The sequence below is a fragment of the Alicyclobacillus sp. TC genome, assembly GCF_016804365.1.
GTDB classification, from domain to species: domain Bacteria; phylum Bacillota; class Bacilli; order Alicyclobacillales; family Alicyclobacillaceae; genus Alicyclobacillus_I; species Alicyclobacillus_I tolerans.
In genome coordinates, this window is sequence record NZ_CP044434.1 from 313,183 (window position 1) to 328,116 (window position 14,934).

Here is a 14,934-nt window from a genome sequence, read left to right on the forward strand (position 1 = left end):
GGAGGAGTAAGAGTTGGCAATTAAAAAATATCGCCCAACTTCTCCTGGCCGCAGATTTATGTCTGTTTCTGCCTTTGATGAAATTACTACAGATACGCCTGAAAAATCTCTGCTGTCTCCATTGCATCGCAGAGCGGGACGAAATCATCAAGGCAAAATCACCGTGCGGCATCAGGGGGGCGGCCACAAGCGCCGTTATCGTTTGATTGATTTTAAACGCAATAAAGACAATGTACCGGCTAAAGTGGCAACGATTGAGTATGATCCAAACCGTTCGGCTCGTATCGCGCTCTTGCACTACCTTGATGGAGAGAAAAGATACATTATTGCTCCGCATGGTTTAAAAGTAGGAGACAGGGTTGTTTCAGGTCCGGATGCTGACATTCGTGTAGGTAATGCCTTGCCGTTAGCTAATATCCCGGTTGGTACAGTTGTGCACAATATTGAATTGCAACCTGGTAAAGGCGGTCAGTTAGCGCGCGCAGCTGGTGCGTCTGCACAGCTGATGGCGAAAGAAGGGGCGTATGCACAAGTGCGCTTATCTTCTGGAGAAGTGCGCCTGGTTCGTCTCGAATGTCGTGCAACCATTGGTCAAGTAGGCAATCTGGACCATGAAAATATCAATATAGGTAAAGCTGGTCGATCCCGTTGGCTAGGTCATCGTCCTACTGTTCGTGGTGTGGTTATGAACCCGGTCGATCACCCGCATGGTGGTGGTGAAGGGCGTGCGCCGATTGGACGCAAATCACCTATGTCACCTTGGGGTAAGCCGACGTTGGGTAAAAAGACTCGCAAAAAGAATCACCGCACGGACAAATACATTGTTCGTCGTCGTAAAAAGTAATCATTTTGCAATGTAAGGAAGGAGGTCAGGTAGTATGGGTCGTTCTTTGAAAAAAGGACCTTTTTGTGATCACCACGTGATGAAGAAAGTTGAAGCTTTAAACGAGTCCGGTGAAAAACGTGTTATTAAAACTTGGTCTCGCCGCTCCACCATTTTTCCGCAGTTTGTCGGTCATACATTCGCTGTGCATGATGGCCGAAAGCATGTGCCGGTCTATGTGACAGAAGATATGGTTGGACATAAGCTGGGTGAGTTTGTCCCCACTCGAACATTTAAAGGTCATGCGGGTGATGAGAAGACATCCCGTTCTCGTTAATGAGCGCCATTTAGAAAGGAGGAACTGACATGCAAGCAACAGAGACACGTGCAGTTGCCAAGTACATCCGTATTGCGCCGCGAAAAGTGCGTCTTGTAGTCGATCTTATCCGCGGTAAAAACATTCCGGAAGCTTTGGCTATTTTGCAATTTACGCCCCGTGGAGCTTCACCTGTGGTGGCTAAAGTTGTTCGTTCAGCAGTCGCTAATGCGGAAAACAACCACAACATGGATGTTGATAAGTTGTATGTAAAAGAAATCTACGTTGATGAGGGGCCGACACTGAAACGGTTCCATCCTCGTGCGCAAGGCCGTGCCTACAGCATTCTTAAGAGAACTAGTCACATTACTGTAGTTGTGGCGGAAAGATAAGGAGGGATAAGAGTTCATGGGTCAAAAAGTCAATCCAGTTGGTTTGCGTATTGGCATTATTCGTGACTGGGAATCCAAATGGTTTGCGAATAAAAAAGACTATCAGAATCTACTTCATGAAGATTTGCAAATTCGTAATTATGTGTTCCGTCGGCTGAAGGATGCTGCGGTAGCTCGTGTTGACATTGAAAGAGCTGCAAATCGCTTGAATATTACTGTACACACAGCCAAGCCTGGCATGGTGATTGGTAAGGGTGGTACAGAAGTAGACACATTGCGGAACCAGTTGAATGCCTTGACAGGAAAAAGAGTTCATATCTCGATATCAGAAATTAAAAATCCGGATCTTTCGGCTCAGCTGGTTGCTGATAATATTGCATTGCAACTATCTCGCCGTGTATCGTTCCGCCGTGCTATGAAACAGGCGATTCAACGGACAATGCGTTCGGGAGCGAAAGGAATTCGCGTTCAGGTTTCAGGACGTCTAGGTGGCGCTGAAATTGCTCGTACAGAAGGATATGCCGAAGGAACTGTTCCGTTGCATACTCTTCGTGCAGATATTGACTATGCACTGAGTGAAGCCCACACCACGTACGGTAGAATTGGCGTCAAAGTATGGATTTATCGTGGCGAAGTTCTCCCGCAACGGACGAGAAAGGGCGCCGAAGAAGGGGGTAAGTAAGCAATGTTGATGCCGAAACGTGTAAAGTATCGCAAAGAACATCGCGGTCGCATGAAAGGTGAATCCAAAGGCGGCAATCAAGTAGCTTTTGGCGAATTTGGTCTACAAGCTTTAGAGCCAGCTTGGGTAACCAACAGGCAAATTGAAGCAGCTCGTATCGCAATGACACGTTATATCCGTCGTGGCGGTAAAGTATGGATTAAAATTTTCCCGAGTAAGCCTGTAACGCAAAAACCTGCTGAAACTCGTATGGGTAGCGGTAAGGGATCTCCTGAAAAATGGGTTGCTGTTGTCCAGCCGGGGCGGATCTTGTTTGAACTTGCGGGCGTTAGTGAAGAGGTAGCTCGTGAGGCCATGCGTCTGGCTGCGCACAAACTGCCCATTAAAACGAAATTTGTCAAGCGCGGCAGTGAGGTAGGTGAGTCTGATGAAAGCTAAGGATATTCGGGAATTGAGTACGGAAGAAATTGAAAAGCGCGTAGACTCCCTGAAAGATGAATTGTTTAATTTGCGTTTTCAACACGCCACAGGGCAACTAGAAAATCCGATGCGTATTCGTCAGGTTCGCAAAGATATTGCTCGTGCAAAAACAATTCTCAAGCAACGGGAACTAGGAATTAGCTGATTTCAACATTTGGTAAGTGAGGAGGGTGACAATGGACCGCAATGAAAGAAAAGTTCGAGTTGGCAAAGTTGTAAGCGACAAAATGGATAAGACGATTGTCGTAGCGGTAGAAGAGAATATCAAACATCGTCTCTACGGAAAAACCATTAAAAGAACAAAAAAGTTTAAAGCGCACGATGAAAATAATGAAGCAAAAATTGGTGATGTTGTGCGCATTATGGAAACTCGTCCACTTTCTAAAGAGAAGCGTTGGCGTCTTGTTGAAATCGTTGAAAAAGCTGTCATTATCTAATTTGTAAGCTTGGAAGGAGGTATCCGTCGTGATTCAACCACAAACCAGGTTGGTTGTTGCAGATAATTCTGGCGCCAAGGAAATTATGTGTTTCCGAGTGTTGGGAGGATCCAATCGCAAAACTGCTAATATTGGCGATATCATTGTTGCGTCTGTCAAAAGTGCAACACCAGGTGGCGTTGTCAAGAAGGGCGATGTTGTAAAGGCAGTTATTGTACGTACACGCCGTGGATTGCGCCGTCCAGACGGTTCGCATATTCGTTTTGATGAAAATGCGGCTGTTATCATTCGTGAAGATAAAAGTCCAAGGGGTACGCGTATTTTTGGACCTGTCGCTCGTGAGTTGCGTGAAAAAGATTTCATGAAGATTATTTCCCTGGCTCCTGAGGTACTGTAATTCGTTTGATGCAAAGGAGGTGCAGATTGTGGCAGGCATGTTTGTAAAAAAGGGCGATCAAGTTATTGTGATCAGCGGTAAAGATAAAAACAAAAAAGGGCAAGTATTAGCGGTTTTACCGAAGAAAAATCGTGTGATTGTTGAGGGTGTCAATGTGGTGAAGCGCCACACGAAACCAAATCCTAATCAACCTGAGGGCGGAATCATTGAAAAAGAAGCATCCATTCATGCTTCGAATATCATGCTTGTTGATCCGAAAACAGGACAGGCAACAAGAATCGGTCATAAATTTTTGGAAGATGGAAAGAAAGTCCGTTACGCCAAAAAGTCTGGCGAAATTTTGGACTAAAGGTTTAGTTGAAAGGAGGTCCAGATATGAATCGTTTGCAAGAACGTTATCAACAACAGATTGTGCCTGAACTGATGAAAAAATTTAATTATACAACCGTCATGCAAGTTCCACGTATTGAGAAAGTTGTTTTAAATATGGGACTTGGTGAGGCGACTCAAAACCCTAAAATTATTGATTCAGCAGTTGGGGACTTGACTCTGATTACAGGACAAAAGCCTGTTGTTACTCGGGCGAAAAAATCTATCGCTCAATTCCGTCTGCGTCAGGGAATGCCTATTGGTGCTAAAGTAACATTGCGTGGTGAGCGCATGTTTGAGTTTGTTGATAAATTAATTAATGTTGCATTGCCGCGCGTTCGAGATTTCCGCGGTGTTTCGCCTAAGGCGTTTGATGGTCGAGGCAATTATACGCTCGGGTTACGTGAGCAGCTCATATTCCCTGAAATTGACTACGATAAAGTAGACAAAGTACGTGGACTTGAAGTTGTTTTTGTAACGACAGCCCGATCAGATGAAGAAGCTCGCGAGTTACTCGGTTTGCTTGGTATGCCGTTTCGTCGTTCATAAATCCTGAAAAGAGGGAGGTAACAAGAATTGGCTAAAACCTCGATGATTGTTAAGGCACAGCGTAAGCCAAAATTTAGTACTCGCGCTTATACGCGTTGTAGAATTTGTGGTCGTCCACACTCTGTGCTGCGCAAGTTTGGGATTTGCCGTATCTGCTTTAGAAACTTGGCTTATAAAGGTCAATTGCCAGGTGTTAAGAAGGCTAGCTGGTAAACGGTTGATTTGAAAGGAGGTTCGATTCATGGTAGTGAGTGATCCGATTGCTGACATGCTAACCCGTATTCGCAATGCGAATGAGGTGGGGCATGAAAAAGTTGAAATCCCAGGTTCTAATATTAAACGTTCGATTGCTGAAATTCTGAAGAACGAAGGTTTTATTCGTGATGCGGAATTCATTTCGGATGAAAAACAAGGCATTATTCGTCTGTTCCTGAAATATGGAAAAGGTCAAGAGCGAGTCATTACAGGATTAAAGAGAATTTCTAAACCTGGTCTGCGTGTGTATGTCAATCATGACAATATTCCGCGTGTACTTGGTGGGTTAGGTATTGCGATTCTTTCGACATCGTCGGGTGTAATGACTGATAAGGAAGCACGTAAGCGCCGCATTGGTGGAGAAGTGCTTTGCTATATCTGGTAATCCATTGGCTTTAAGAGGAGGTGCAAGCTATGTCACGTATTGGACGCAAACCCATCGCGATTCCAAATGGTGTGGAAGTTAAGATGGATGGTCAGCTTCTGAGCGTTAAAGGTCCCAAAGGGTCGCTTCAACGCAATATCCATCCAGACATGAAAATCGTGATCGGCGAAAATGAGTTGGTTGTGGAGCGCCCGAGCGACCAAAAATTGCATCGCAGTCTGCATGGAACTACGCGCAGTGTGATTCAAAATATGGTGCAAGGTGTCACGGAAGGTTTTACAAAAGGACTGGATTTGGTTGGCGTTGGCTATCGTGCTGCTAAATCTGGTAACAAAGTTACTTTGTCGCTCGGATTTTCTCATCCTGTAGAATTGCCGGCTGTAGATGGTATTGAAGTGGATGTTCCTTCCCAGACAAAGTTAATTATTAAAGGAATCAGTAAAGAACTGGTTGGCGAGTATGCTGCAAAAGTTCGTGATATCCGTCGTCCTGAGCCGTACAAAGGCAAAGGTATTCGATATGAAAATGAAGTGGTACGTCGTAAGGTCGGTAAAACTGGCAAGAAATAATTTTAAAGAAAGGAGATTGAGACCTTGTTTACTAAAGAAAATCGCAACGTATCTCGGCAAAAGCGCCATCTGCGTGTTCGTGCCAAGGTTAACGGAACCGCTGAGCGTCCTAGGTTGAATGTGTTTCGTTCCAATAAACACATTTATGCACAAGTCATTGACGATGTACAGGGTGTTACCCTTTGCAGTGCGTCGTCTCTTGATAAAGAGTTGCGTGAAGAATTGAGTAATGGTGGCAACGTGGATGCCGCGAAAAAAATAGGCGAATTGGTAGCGAAGCGAGCTCTAGCAAAAGGTATCCGTTCAGTAGTGTTCGATCGCGGAGGTTATCTTTATCATGGGCGTGTTCAGGCTCTAGCTGACGCTGCACGTGAAGCAGGGTTGGAATTCTAAAGGGAGGTAGGTGTAAGAATGCGGATTAATCCAAATGGCCTGGAGTTAACAGAACGCGTTGTTGCTGTAAATCGTGTGGCCAAAGTTGTTAAAGGCGGTCGTCGTTTTTCTTTCTCGGCACTCGTAGTTGTTGGAGATGGCAATGGCTATGTAGGGGCTGGATTAGGTAAGGCGCAAGAAGTGCCGGACGCGATTCGTAAAGGCGTAGAGGATGCAAAGAAAAATCTGATACACGTTCCGATGAAAAATACTTCAATACCTCATGAGGCCTTGGGGCATTTTGGCGCAGGACGTGTACTGATTAAACCAGCCCCCGAAGGAAGCGGTGTAATCGCAGGTGGACCTGCACGTGCGGTATTGGAGTTGGCTGGAATTAAAGATATTGTGACAAAGTCTCTGGGTTCGAATAACCCGATTAACATGGTACATGCCACTTTGAACGCATTGTCGCAATTAAAACGGGCTGATGAAGTCGCTCGCTTACGCGGCAAAAGTGTTGAAGAGATTTTAGGCTAAGGAGGGTGCTGTATGGCAAACATGCTGTCGATTCGACTTGTCCGCAGTGTTATCGGAAGACCGGAAGCACAGCGGCAGGTGGTTGAAGCGCTTGGTTTACGCAAGTTGAACCAGACCGTTTTGCATGCGGATACTCCGACGATACGCGGTATGATTAATAAAATTCCGCACTTGTTAGAAGTACAGGAAACGGTTCTGTCGGATTCTGAGAAATAAGGAGGTGTCATACTGTGCAAATTCACGAACTAAAAGGTAATCCAGGATCTCGAAAAGCCCCAAAACGTGTAGGACGTGGAACGAGTTCTGGTCATGGTAAAACTTCTACTCGTGGGCATAAAGGCCAATGGGCAAGATCTGGCGGTGGTGTTCGTCCGGGATTTGAAGGTGGACAGAATCCATTGTTTAAACGTCTTCCTAAACGGGGATTTTCCAATGAGCCATTTAAAAAAGAATATGCTGTTGTCAATCTTGAGAGTCTAAACCAGTTTTCTGAAGGTACAGTTGTCACACCTGAATTACTCTTAGAAACACGTTTGGCGAGAAAGCTGCTTGATGGCATTAAGATTCTCGGCGAAGGTGAATTGAATGTTAAATTGACCGTACAAGCACATGCCTTCTCTGCATCCGCTAAAGAAAAGATTGAGTCGGCTGGCGGCACGGTCGAGGTGATTTAAGATGGGAACGACCATCGCGAATTTGTGGCGACTGAAACATCTTCGCAATCGGATACTGTTTACCCTGTTCGTGCTGGCAGTTTATCGAATTGGATCTTACATTCCAATTCCAGGGATTAATCTCAATGCGCTGACGTCAGGGCAAAACAATGCCTTGTTCAATTTACTGAACATGTTTTCCGGTGGTGCGTTTTATCGATTCTCCATATTCGCGATGAGCGTTACCCCGTATATTACGGCGTCAATTATTGTTCAGCTTCTGCAATCAGGTGTAGTAGCCCGTTTTGAAGAGTGGCAGAAAGAAGGGGAATCTGGTCGGCAAAAACTGACTCAGGTAACTCGATATTTAACGGTAGTATTTGGTCTATTACAGGCTGGAGGACTAACGTTTACGTTTGCTCATAGTGGACTGCTCACCACCCATCAATGGTGGGGCTATATCACCATTGTGATTGTACTGACAGCTGGCGATATTCTCTTAATGTGGTTTGGTGAGATGATAACAGAAAAGGGTGTAGGAAACGGTATATCGATTCTCATCTTTGTTGGTATCATCTCTCAGTTTGGCCAGTTTGGTCAGGAAGTTTACTCCAAATGGTTTGTTGGTCAAAATCAGCATCTTTTTTTAAGTTTTCTACGAGTGGCTATACTGCTGATTGGGACCATCATTCTTTTTGCTGTAATCGTCTATGTTCAGCAGGCTGAACGAAGAATTCCAGTTCAATACGCAAAGCGAGTTGTGGGTAGAACGGTTTACAGTGGTCAGCAAACGCATATTCCCTTAAAGGTTAATGCTGCTGGCGTAATTCCTGTAATTTTTGCAGTATCACTCTTAATTTTGCCTTACACAATTGCAACCTATTTTCAAGGTCGGGCTTGGTCGACTTTTATTTTACGCTATCTATACCCTTCATCCTGGTGGTTTATCGGCCTTGAAGTGCTGTTGATTATTGCGTTTACTTTCTTTTATACGCATGTGCAGATCAACCCACAACAATTGGCTGAACAGTTGCAGAAACATGCAGGATATATTCCTGGTGTTCGCCCGGGAGCTGAAACTGAAGCGTATATCGTATCAGTCGTGAATCGCATAACTGTGTTTGGTTCGCTTTTCTTAGGAGTGATTTCGGTTCTGCCCTTTGTGTTATTAGAAGGAATGAATCTTCAATCCTTCTCCATTACGGGAACGTCCTTGCTCATTATCGTTGGTGTGTCTTTGCAGACACTTCAGCAACTCGAAGGTCAATTGTTGCAACGTAACTATCGTGGCTTTATTCGCCAATAGAAAGAGGGGAAGTTCAAAATGCAAATCATGTTGCTTGGATTGCCAGGGGCTGGAAAGGGTACACAGGCTGCCAAAATTCAAGAGCGTTATGGGATTCCCCATATTTCCACTGGCGATATGTTTCGGGCTGCGATAGCTGCAGGCACACCACTGGGGCTTGAAGTTCAAGACTATCTTAATAGTGGAAAATTGGTTCCTGATGAACTAACCATTCGTGTTGTTCGAGATCGTTTAGAACAGCCAGATGCTAAAGATGGTTTTCTATTGGACGGATTTCCTCGTACTTTGCAACAAGCTGACGCGTTGCAAAAACTTCTGTCAGAATTAGAAAGAAACCTGAATGCGGTGCTGTACTTGCATGTCCCGCAAAACATCTTAATGGATCGACTGACAGGTAGGCGCATCTGTCGACAATGCGGCGCAACATATCACTTGGTATTGAATCCGCCTAAGGTGGAAGGTACCTGTGACGTTTGTGGCGGCGAACTTTATCAGCGAGCTGACGATACGCCTGAGGCAGTGAAGACACGTTTAGAACAATATGCTCAGACTGCGCCGCTCGTTGATTACTATCAATCTCAGGGTGTGCTGTATACTTTTGACGGCCTGCTTACGATTGATCATCTGTTTGAGCAGATTGTGAATACCTTAGATAAGCTGCGAAAGTAGGGAACATCGCGTGGGTCATACTCGTGATTTGCCAGAACTCGCCAGCATCGTAGAGCTTTTGCGCGGTCGAGACAGTAAAAAACTTGCCGTTGTGATTGGCCATGACGGTGATCGTTTTGTGTGGGTCGCTGATGGGGATTTGCGCAAGGTTGAAAAACCTAAACGCAAAAACATCCTGCATATTCGTACTCTTGGATCGTACGCAGAGAGAACCAGGCAAACGCTTCAAGAAGGGAAGCAGGTCTCCAACGCCATGTTGCGATATGATTTACGCCGCTATTCAGAAGCAGGACAGGAGGAGAATGAAGTCCATGGCTAAGGATGATGTGATTGAAGTAGAAGGCAAGGTTATCGAGCCCCTACCCAATGCAATGTTTCGTGTTGAGTTAGAGAATGGTCACAAGATACTTGCCCATGTCTCTGGTAAAATACGCATGCATTATATTAAAATTCTGCCTGGCGATCGCGTTACTGTTGAATTATCGCCATATGATTTAAGTCGTGGTAGAATTACCTATCGTTACAAATAATGAAGTCTGGCTTGTAAAGTGATTTTACGTTATCATTTGGCGAGTGAGTTATGACACAGTTTCATAGAAACTGATGATAGAACTCGCGAAACGAGGAGGGGAATTCCATGAAGGTGCGTCCGTCGGTGAAACCGATTTGCGAAAAATGCAAGGTCATCCGCCGCAAGGGCAACGTCATGGTGATTTGTGAAAACCCGAAACACAAACAGCGTCAGGGTTGATTTAGCTTCAATTTTGTATCAACCTTAGCTCTGCTTGATTCATGGATAGCAGCGCGGCTGCCCGATTACGGGGCTGTTTCCATGTTTTCAATATAGAATTTCTCATTGAATCTTGGAGGTGGACGATTGGCATGGCCCGTATTGCAGGTGTTGACTTGCCGCGCGATAAGCGCGTTGAAATTGGCCTGACTTATATTTATGGTATTGGCCGGACAACCTCAAACAAAATTTTGCAGGCTACCGGCATTGATCCTAACCGTCGAGTGAAAGATTTGACGGAGGACGAAGTCGTACAACTGCGTGATTATATTGACAAGAACATTAAAGTTGAAGGCGATCTTCGTCGCGAAATCGCTCTAAACATCAAACGTTTAGTTGAAATTGGATGTTATCGCGGCTATCGTCATCGCCGCGGATTGCCTGTGCGCGGTCAGCGTACAAAGACAAATGCACGTACGCGCAAAGGTCCACGTCGTACCGTTGCAGGTAAGAAGAAGTAAGGAGGAGTGTGACAAATGGCGAAGGTCAAGCAACAACGTAAAGGCGGGCCGGCGCCGCGCACCCGGCGCCGTGACAGAAAAAATGTCGAGGTGGGTGTCGCGCACGTCCGCTCCACATTCAATAACACAATTGTATCCATCACCGATCTTGCAGGTAATGTAATTTCTTGGTCGAGTGCTGGCAATGTTGGATTTAAGGGATCGCGCAAAAGCACACCTTTTGCTGCCCAGATGGCGGCTGAGGCAGCTGCGCGCACAGCAATGGAACATGGCATGAAACAAGTGGAAGTTTCTGTAAAAGGCCCTGGCGCTGGTCGTGAAGCTGCCATTCGTTCGCTTCAAGCTGCTGGTTTAGAGGTAAGTGGTATTCGCGACGTTACGCCAATTCCGCATAATGGTTGCCGTCCACCCAAACGTCGTCGCGTGTAATTTAGAACAAGTCTTACGAAGAACGTATTATGATAGACAGTTATTAAAAAATTATGCATGAATTTGTATAAGCAATTATGGAGGTGTCAAGACTAGAATGGCAAGATACACCGGTCCAGTTTGTCGTCTTTGCCGCCGTGAGGGTATTAAGCTCTACTTGAAAGGTGAGCGGTGTTACAGCGAGAAATGCGGTGTCGACAAGCGCCCGTTTCCGCCTGGACAACACGGTCAGGGACGTAAAAAGTCGTCAGAGTATGGTATGCAATTGCGTGAAAAGCAAAAGGCAAGACGTTTTTATGGTGTTATGGAAAAGCAGTTTGAACGCTATTTTGAAGAAGCAGCACGTCATAGTGGCGTCACAGGTGAGAATTTGCTCGCCATCTTAGAGAGCCGCCTAGACAATGTTGTCCATCGCATTGGGTTGGGGGCTTCTCGTGCTGAAGCTCGCCAAATTGTTCGACATGGACATATTTTGGTAAATGGTCGGCGCGTAGACATCCCATCCTATTTGCTTCGTCCTGGAGATGTTGTCGCTGTTGCAGAAAAGAGTGCGGGTCTTACCCGTATTAAGGAACTGCTTGAAGCTGCAGCCAGCAAAACCATTCCACAGTGGTTGGAATTTGACGCCGAGAAGGCGCAAGCAAAAGTTTTGCGTAAGCCTGTGCGTGATGAAATTGACACACCGGTTGCTGAACAGATGATCGTTGAACATTACTCGAGATAATTAAGTTGATTGGACGGTCAATCTGCAGCGTCGAAGAGGAGGGTATCGGATGATCGAAATGGAGAAGCCCAGCATTCAGACGGTCGAACACAGCCCGACGTATGGCAAGTTTGTCGTAGAGCCGCTTGAGCGGGGTTATGGAACGACACTGGGGAATTCACTGCGTCGCATTCTGCTCTCCTCTATCCCGGGCGCGGCGGTGCGCTCGGTGAAAATAGAGGGAGTTTTGCATGAATTCTCCACAGTGCCTGGTGTGGTTGAGGATACGACCGAAATCATTCTGAATCTGAAGCGCCTCTCGTTAAAGATTCACTCCGACGAGGAAAAATTATTAGTCATCGACGCGAATGAACCGGGCCCTGTGACAGCAGGAGACATTCGAGCAGATTCGGACGTGGATATCATCGATCCTGAAATGCACATTGCCACTTTAACTGAAGGTGGAAGAATTTATGCTGAATTACGTGCAGGACGGGGACGTGGTTACCATCCAGCCAATCGCAATAAGATGGATGAGCAAGAGATAGGAGTCATCCCTATTGACTCTTTGTACTCTCCCATCACTCGGGTGAACTTTACCGTTGAAAATACACGGGTTGGACAAATCACAGACTATGACAAGCTAACGCTGGAAGTGTGGACGGACGGGTCAGTGCAACCGGATGAAGCTGTTTCAATTGCTTCTCGCATTTTGGTTGAGCATCTTTCTCTGTTCACAGGTTTGTCTGATTCGGGGCGCGGTCACGAGCTTGCAGTTGAAAAAGAAGAGAGCACAAATGAGCGAGTCATGGATATGCCCATTGAAGAGCTTGATTTATCGGTGCGTTCTTATAATTGCCTCAAACGAGCTGGTATCAATACGGTAGCGGAACTTTGTGCGCGTTCAGAAGATGAGATGATGAAAGTACGTAATTTGGGTCGCAAGTCATTAGAAGAAGTTATAGAAAAGCTAGAAGCTCTTGGCTTGCATTTGCGTCAAGAAGATTGATCGATTGCAGGTAGATAATGTTTTAACAAATTCATTAGACGAGATCGACAATATAAGATGTGAAGTACTTGTTTTCATTAAACTCGCTGAGTGAAGGAGGGTTTAAGGTGCCATACCGTAAATTAGGGAGAACGTCTTCGGCTCGTAAAGCGCTCTTTCGTTCTCTGGTCACCGATTTGTTCTTGTATGAGCGGATTCAAACAACTGAAGCAAAAGCCAAAGAGTTACGATCGATTGCTGAAAAATTAATTACGCTGGCAAAACGTGGCGACTTGCATGCACGCCGCCAGGTTGCGGCTTATGTTCGTCGAGAATTTCTGAATGAGACAGCAGATCAGGACGCTATTCAAAAGTTGTTTTCTGAATTGGCTCCACGCTTTGCTGATCGCGATGGTGGCTATACGCGCATAACAAAAATTGGCCCAAGACGTGGCGACGCTGCGCCAATGGTTTTGCTGGAATTAGTTCGATAAAATGTTGTCCGGGACAGATAGGATGAATCAGTCAGTTGGTTAACTGTTGCCTATTTGTTTCGGACAAGACTTTTTTCTTGAGATGATACTTGTCCCCGCTTGGGGACAATGATTTTTTAGGTGTGACTGTATGCGAGTGAAACTACTGATTGCCTATGATGGAACGAATTTTCATGGATTTGCACGACAGAATAACTTGCGTACTGTACAGGGTGAGTTGGAAGCCTGTTTATCCAGGGTGACTGCATCACCAGTACTTATTCACGGTTCCGGGAGAACTGATGCAGGTGTTCATGCTCGTCAACAAGTCGTTCATTGGGATCAGGAGCATGGTCCACCAGTTGAAAAATATCCGTACGTATTGCGGCGCATTTTACCGCCCGATCTGATTGCCATTCAAGCAGAAGAAACTACAGATCAGTTTCACTCAAGATTTTCTGCTGTAGGCAAAACCTATCGATATACCTTTCAAACTGCTGCAGTTGCAGATATTTTTACCCATCGTTTTACCTGTCATTCACCAGGTCGTTTGGATTTGCAAAAAATGCGTGAGGCGGCTTGCCATTTGGTAGGTACGCACGATTTTACCAGTTTTTGTGCGGCTTCTACTCCTGTAGAAGATAAGATACGAACGATTTTTGATATCAGTGTGAAGGAATCTGGATCATACGTGTCACTCTTTGTAACTGGAAATGGATTTCTACAAAATATGGTTCGTATCATTGCGGGGACTCTTCTTATGGTTGGGCAAGGTAAATTTACAGAACAACAAGTTATAAAGTCTATTCAAGCATGTGACAGAAGGACTGCTGGATGGACTGCACCGCCGTCTGGTTTGGCGCTTTGGCAGGTTTATTATGAAGAATCGAATTTATGGCTTGCAGTTAAGCAAGGTTTTGAGTAAACTGAGAATTAGTGCATTCTGCCCACTTTAAGCCCCGTTAAAGTGGTTGATTAGCATGAACCGTTTTCGGGAGGGACTCATATGCGAACGACGTACATGGCGAAACCGAACGCTGTGGAACGTAAATGGTTGTTAATAGATGCAACCGGCTGGCGGGTAGGCCGCTTGGCCACAGAAATAGCAAAACTATTGCGCGGCAAACATAAACCTGAGTTTACCCCGCATGTGGATACTGGTGACTTTGTTGTAGTAACAAATGTTGAAAAAGTAGTATTCACAGGTCGTAAGTTACAAAAGAAATTATATCGCCGCCACTCCGGCTATCCTGGTGGACTCAAGGAAGTGCGTGCGGTCGATTTGTTAAAGAAACATCCTGAGCGAGTTCTGTATTTTGCAGTTCGTGGTATGTTGCCACATACATCGCTGGGAAGACAGCAACTGACTAAATTGCGTCTTTACGTGGGTCCGGAGCATCCGCATGCCGCTCAGAAACCGGAACCATATCAACTGACGAAGTGATAAGGAGGGGACTATAGGTGGCTCAATTACAATATTGGGGAACCGGACGTCGTAAGCACTCCGTCGCTCGCGTTCGGTTGATGCCTGGTGATGGTGTGATTCGTATTAATAATCGGGAAATGGACGATTATTTTGGACTAGAAACCTTAAAGCTGATTGTTAAGCAACCCCTGATGCTCACAGATACGCTTGGACGCTATAACGTGATTGCTAACGTTTATGGTGGAGGCATTTCAGGTCAGGCTGGTGCTATTCGTCATGGTATCGCTCGTGCTCTCTTGAGAGTAGATCCAGAATTGCGTCCTGTTCTCAAAAAAGCGGGTATGTTAACTCGTGACGCACGTATGAAGGAACGTAAGAAGTACGGTTTGAAGGCTGCACGCCGTGCTCCTCAATTTTCAAAGCGCTAATCGTAAACATAATCATTCCAACAAAAGAGAGCCAGAGGCTCTCTT

General features: G+C 45.5%; 30 protein-coding genes. All 30 read left to right on the plus strand.

What is annotated here, in order from left to right:
* Nucleotides 1-13: 13 nt before the first annotated feature.
* Nucleotides 14-844 (plus strand): 50S ribosomal protein L2, encoded by an 831-nt coding sequence (gene rplB / locus FY534_RS01545; RefSeq protein WP_203114972.1) that lies wholly within the window; start codon nucleotides 14-16, stop codon nucleotides 842-844.
* A 34-nt stretch (nucleotides 845-878) separates the two neighbouring features.
* Entirely contained in the window at nucleotides 879-1,160 is a 282-nt protein-coding gene (gene rpsS / locus FY534_RS01550) for a 30S ribosomal protein S19 (protein WP_072874890.1), read from the plus strand.
* Nucleotides 1,161-1,189: 29 nt separating this feature from the next.
* Nucleotides 1,190-1,531 (plus strand): 50S ribosomal protein L22, encoded by a 342-nt coding sequence (gene rplV, locus FY534_RS01555; RefSeq protein WP_072874889.1) that lies wholly within the window; start codon nucleotides 1,190-1,192, stop codon nucleotides 1,529-1,531.
* Nucleotides 1,532-1,547: 16 nt separating this feature from the next.
* Nucleotides 1,548-2,213 (plus strand): 30S ribosomal protein S3, encoded by a 666-nt coding sequence (rpsC, locus tag FY534_RS01560; RefSeq protein ID WP_072874888.1) that lies wholly within the window; start codon nucleotides 1,548-1,550, stop codon nucleotides 2,211-2,213.
* A gap of 3 nt (nucleotides 2,214-2,216) precedes the next feature.
* Complete coding sequence (rplP, locus tag FY534_RS01565; protein ID WP_203114973.1) at nucleotides 2,217-2,651, plus strand: 50S ribosomal protein L16; 435 nt, start codon at nucleotides 2,217-2,219, stop codon at nucleotides 2,649-2,651.
* The gene (gene rpmC, locus FY534_RS01570) at nucleotides 2,641-2,838 is read left to right on the plus strand and encodes a 50S ribosomal protein L29 (RefSeq protein ID WP_072874886.1); all 198 of its coding nucleotides are present in this window, start codon (nucleotides 2,641-2,643) and stop codon (nucleotides 2,836-2,838) included. The genes rplP and rpmC overlap by 11 nt, the downstream gene beginning before the upstream one ends.
* A gap of 31 nt (nucleotides 2,839-2,869) precedes the next feature.
* Nucleotides 2,870-3,130 (plus strand): 30S ribosomal protein S17, encoded by a 261-nt coding sequence (gene rpsQ / locus FY534_RS01575; protein WP_203114974.1) that lies wholly within the window; start codon nucleotides 2,870-2,872, stop codon nucleotides 3,128-3,130.
* 28 nt (nucleotides 3,131-3,158) lie between these two features.
* A complete protein-coding gene (gene rplN / locus FY534_RS01580) occupies nucleotides 3,159-3,527 on the plus strand; it encodes a 50S ribosomal protein L14 (RefSeq protein ID WP_072874884.1) in 369 nt (122 codons plus the stop codon).
* A gap of 37 nt (nucleotides 3,528-3,564) precedes the next feature.
* The gene (rplX, locus tag FY534_RS01585; protein WP_072874930.1) at nucleotides 3,565-3,876 is read left to right on the plus strand and encodes a 50S ribosomal protein L24; all 312 of its coding nucleotides are present in this window, start codon (nucleotides 3,565-3,567) and stop codon (nucleotides 3,874-3,876) included.
* A 26-nt stretch (nucleotides 3,877-3,902) separates the two neighbouring features.
* Entirely contained in the window at nucleotides 3,903-4,445 is a 543-nt protein-coding gene (rplE, locus tag FY534_RS01590; protein WP_072874883.1) for a 50S ribosomal protein L5, read from the plus strand.
* 27 nt (nucleotides 4,446-4,472) lie between these two features.
* Nucleotides 4,473-4,658 (plus strand): type Z 30S ribosomal protein S14, encoded by a 186-nt coding sequence (locus FY534_RS01595; RefSeq protein WP_072874882.1) that lies wholly within the window; start codon nucleotides 4,473-4,475, stop codon nucleotides 4,656-4,658.
* Between the two features lie 28 nt (nucleotides 4,659-4,686).
* A complete protein-coding gene (gene rpsH / locus FY534_RS01600) occupies nucleotides 4,687-5,085 on the plus strand; it encodes a 30S ribosomal protein S8 (protein ID WP_072874881.1) in 399 nt (132 codons plus the stop codon).
* 29 nt (nucleotides 5,086-5,114) lie between these two features.
* A complete protein-coding gene (rplF, locus tag FY534_RS01605; protein ID WP_072874880.1) occupies nucleotides 5,115-5,654 on the plus strand; it encodes a 50S ribosomal protein L6 in 540 nt (179 codons plus the stop codon).
* Nucleotides 5,655-5,678: 24 nt separating this feature from the next.
* Nucleotides 5,679-6,047, plus strand: a complete 369-nt coding sequence (gene rplR / locus FY534_RS01610) for a 50S ribosomal protein L18 (RefSeq protein WP_203114975.1) — start codon at nucleotides 5,679-5,681, stop codon at nucleotides 6,045-6,047.
* Nucleotides 6,048-6,065: 18 nt separating this feature from the next.
* A complete protein-coding gene (gene rpsE, locus FY534_RS01615; protein ID WP_072874878.1) occupies nucleotides 6,066-6,563 on the plus strand; it encodes a 30S ribosomal protein S5 in 498 nt (165 codons plus the stop codon).
* A gap of 12 nt (nucleotides 6,564-6,575) precedes the next feature.
* Nucleotides 6,576-6,779, plus strand: a complete 204-nt coding sequence (gene rpmD, locus FY534_RS01620) for a 50S ribosomal protein L30 (RefSeq protein ID WP_072874877.1) — start codon at nucleotides 6,576-6,578, stop codon at nucleotides 6,777-6,779.
* A 14-nt stretch (nucleotides 6,780-6,793) separates the two neighbouring features.
* On the plus strand, nucleotides 6,794-7,237 hold the full coding sequence (gene rplO, locus FY534_RS01625) for a 50S ribosomal protein L15 (RefSeq protein WP_203114976.1): 444 nt from the start codon (nucleotides 6,794-6,796) through the stop codon (nucleotides 7,235-7,237).
* 1 nt (nucleotide 7,238) lies between these two features.
* Entirely contained in the window at nucleotides 7,239-8,522 is a 1,284-nt protein-coding gene (gene secY / locus FY534_RS01630; RefSeq protein ID WP_072874875.1) for a preprotein translocase subunit SecY, read from the plus strand.
* A gap of 18 nt (nucleotides 8,523-8,540) precedes the next feature.
* A complete protein-coding gene (locus FY534_RS01635) occupies nucleotides 8,541-9,191 on the plus strand; it encodes an adenylate kinase (RefSeq protein WP_203114977.1) in 651 nt (216 codons plus the stop codon).
* A gap of 10 nt (nucleotides 9,192-9,201) precedes the next feature.
* Nucleotides 9,202-9,510 (plus strand): KOW domain-containing RNA-binding protein, encoded by a 309-nt coding sequence (locus FY534_RS01640; protein ID WP_083574327.1) that lies wholly within the window; start codon nucleotides 9,202-9,204, stop codon nucleotides 9,508-9,510.
* A complete protein-coding gene (gene infA, locus FY534_RS01645; RefSeq protein WP_021296639.1) occupies nucleotides 9,503-9,721 on the plus strand; it encodes a translation initiation factor IF-1 in 219 nt (72 codons plus the stop codon). Before FY534_RS01640 ends, infA begins: the two co-directional genes overlap by 8 nt.
* A 107-nt stretch (nucleotides 9,722-9,828) precedes the next feature.
* Complete coding sequence (gene rpmJ / locus FY534_RS01650; protein WP_021296640.1) at nucleotides 9,829-9,942, plus strand: 50S ribosomal protein L36; 114 nt, start codon at nucleotides 9,829-9,831, stop codon at nucleotides 9,940-9,942.
* Nucleotides 9,943-10,073: 131 nt separating this feature from the next.
* A complete protein-coding gene (gene rpsM, locus FY534_RS01655; protein WP_072874873.1) occupies nucleotides 10,074-10,442 on the plus strand; it encodes a 30S ribosomal protein S13 in 369 nt (122 codons plus the stop codon).
* Nucleotides 10,443-10,457: 15 nt separating this feature from the next.
* Nucleotides 10,458-10,871: a 30S ribosomal protein S11 gene (rpsK, locus tag FY534_RS01660; protein ID WP_072874872.1), complete on the plus strand. Its 414-nt coding sequence runs from the start codon at nucleotides 10,458-10,460 to the stop codon at nucleotides 10,869-10,871.
* Nucleotides 10,872-10,968: 97 nt separating this feature from the next.
* Entirely contained in the window at nucleotides 10,969-11,595 is a 627-nt protein-coding gene (gene rpsD / locus FY534_RS01665; RefSeq protein ID WP_072874871.1) for a 30S ribosomal protein S4, read from the plus strand.
* A 49-nt stretch (nucleotides 11,596-11,644) separates the two neighbouring features.
* On the plus strand, nucleotides 11,645-12,583 hold the full coding sequence (locus FY534_RS01670) for a DNA-directed RNA polymerase subunit alpha (RefSeq protein ID WP_072874870.1): 939 nt from the start codon (nucleotides 11,645-11,647) through the stop codon (nucleotides 12,581-12,583).
* Nucleotides 12,584-12,690: 107 nt separating this feature from the next.
* A complete protein-coding gene (rplQ, locus tag FY534_RS01675) occupies nucleotides 12,691-13,056 on the plus strand; it encodes a 50S ribosomal protein L17 (RefSeq protein WP_203114978.1) in 366 nt (121 codons plus the stop codon).
* Between the two features lie 130 nt (nucleotides 13,057-13,186).
* Entirely contained in the window at nucleotides 13,187-13,960 is a 774-nt protein-coding gene (gene truA, locus FY534_RS01680) for a tRNA pseudouridine(38-40) synthase TruA (protein ID WP_203114979.1), read from the plus strand.
* An 81-nt stretch (nucleotides 13,961-14,041) separates the two neighbouring features.
* Entirely contained in the window at nucleotides 14,042-14,479 is a 438-nt protein-coding gene (rplM, locus tag FY534_RS01685; protein WP_072874867.1) for a 50S ribosomal protein L13, read from the plus strand.
* Between the two features lie 17 nt (nucleotides 14,480-14,496).
* On the plus strand, nucleotides 14,497-14,889 hold the full coding sequence (gene rpsI / locus FY534_RS01690; protein WP_203114980.1) for a 30S ribosomal protein S9: 393 nt from the start codon (nucleotides 14,497-14,499) through the stop codon (nucleotides 14,887-14,889).
* The last annotated feature ends 45 nt before the right edge of the window (nucleotides 14,890-14,934 follow it).

Excerpts from the sequence above, each read along its gene's own strand:
- infA (WP_021296639.1), top strand. The coding sequence starts at position 9,503 with ATGGCTAAGGATGATGTGATTGAAGTAGAAGGCAAGGTTATCGAGCCC.
- rplP (WP_203114973.1), top strand. The coding sequence starts at position 2,217 with ATGTTGATGCCGAAACGTGTAAAGTATCGCAAAGAACATCGCGGTCGC.
- truA (WP_203114979.1), top strand. The coding sequence starts at position 13,187 with ATGCGAGTGAAACTACTGATTGCCTATGATGGAACGAATTTTCATGGA.
- FY534_RS01635 (WP_203114977.1), top strand. The coding sequence starts at position 8,541 with ATGCAAATCATGTTGCTTGGATTGCCAGGGGCTGGAAAGGGTACACAG.
- rpmD (WP_072874877.1), top strand. The coding sequence starts at position 6,576 with ATGGCAAACATGCTGTCGATTCGACTTGTCCGCAGTGTTATCGGAAGA.
- rplE (WP_072874883.1), top strand. The coding sequence starts at position 3,903 with ATGAATCGTTTGCAAGAACGTTATCAACAACAGATTGTGCCTGAACTG.
- secY (WP_072874875.1), top strand. The coding sequence starts at position 7,239 with ATGGGAACGACCATCGCGAATTTGTGGCGACTGAAACATCTTCGCAAT.
- rpmJ (WP_021296640.1), top strand. The coding sequence starts at position 9,829 with ATGAAGGTGCGTCCGTCGGTGAAACCGATTTGCGAAAAATGCAAGGTC.
- rplX (WP_072874930.1), top strand. The coding sequence starts at position 3,565 with ATGTTTGTAAAAAAGGGCGATCAAGTTATTGTGATCAGCGGTAAAGAT.
- rpsD (WP_072874871.1), top strand. The coding sequence starts at position 10,969 with ATGGCAAGATACACCGGTCCAGTTTGTCGTCTTTGCCGCCGTGAGGGT.
- rpsM (WP_072874873.1), top strand. The coding sequence starts at position 10,074 with ATGGCCCGTATTGCAGGTGTTGACTTGCCGCGCGATAAGCGCGTTGAA.
- rplF (WP_072874880.1), top strand. The coding sequence starts at position 5,115 with ATGTCACGTATTGGACGCAAACCCATCGCGATTCCAAATGGTGTGGAA.
- rpsQ (WP_203114974.1), top strand. The coding sequence starts at position 2,870 with ATGGACCGCAATGAAAGAAAAGTTCGAGTTGGCAAAGTTGTAAGCGAC.
- rpsK (WP_072874872.1), top strand. The coding sequence starts at position 10,458 with ATGGCGAAGGTCAAGCAACAACGTAAAGGCGGGCCGGCGCCGCGCACC.
- rpsS (WP_072874890.1), top strand. The coding sequence starts at position 879 with ATGGGTCGTTCTTTGAAAAAAGGACCTTTTTGTGATCACCACGTGATG.
- rpsC (WP_072874888.1), top strand. The coding sequence starts at position 1,548 with ATGGGTCAAAAAGTCAATCCAGTTGGTTTGCGTATTGGCATTATTCGT.
- rpsE (WP_072874878.1), top strand. The coding sequence starts at position 6,066 with ATGCGGATTAATCCAAATGGCCTGGAGTTAACAGAACGCGTTGTTGCT.
- rplV (WP_072874889.1), top strand. The coding sequence starts at position 1,190 with ATGCAAGCAACAGAGACACGTGCAGTTGCCAAGTACATCCGTATTGCG.
- rpmC (WP_072874886.1), top strand. The coding sequence starts at position 2,641 with ATGAAAGCTAAGGATATTCGGGAATTGAGTACGGAAGAAATTGAAAAG.
- rplM (WP_072874867.1), top strand. The coding sequence starts at position 14,042 with ATGCGAACGACGTACATGGCGAAACCGAACGCTGTGGAACGTAAATGG.
- FY534_RS01670 (WP_072874870.1), top strand. The coding sequence starts at position 11,645 with ATGATCGAAATGGAGAAGCCCAGCATTCAGACGGTCGAACACAGCCCG.
- rpsH (WP_072874881.1), top strand. The coding sequence starts at position 4,687 with ATGGTAGTGAGTGATCCGATTGCTGACATGCTAACCCGTATTCGCAAT.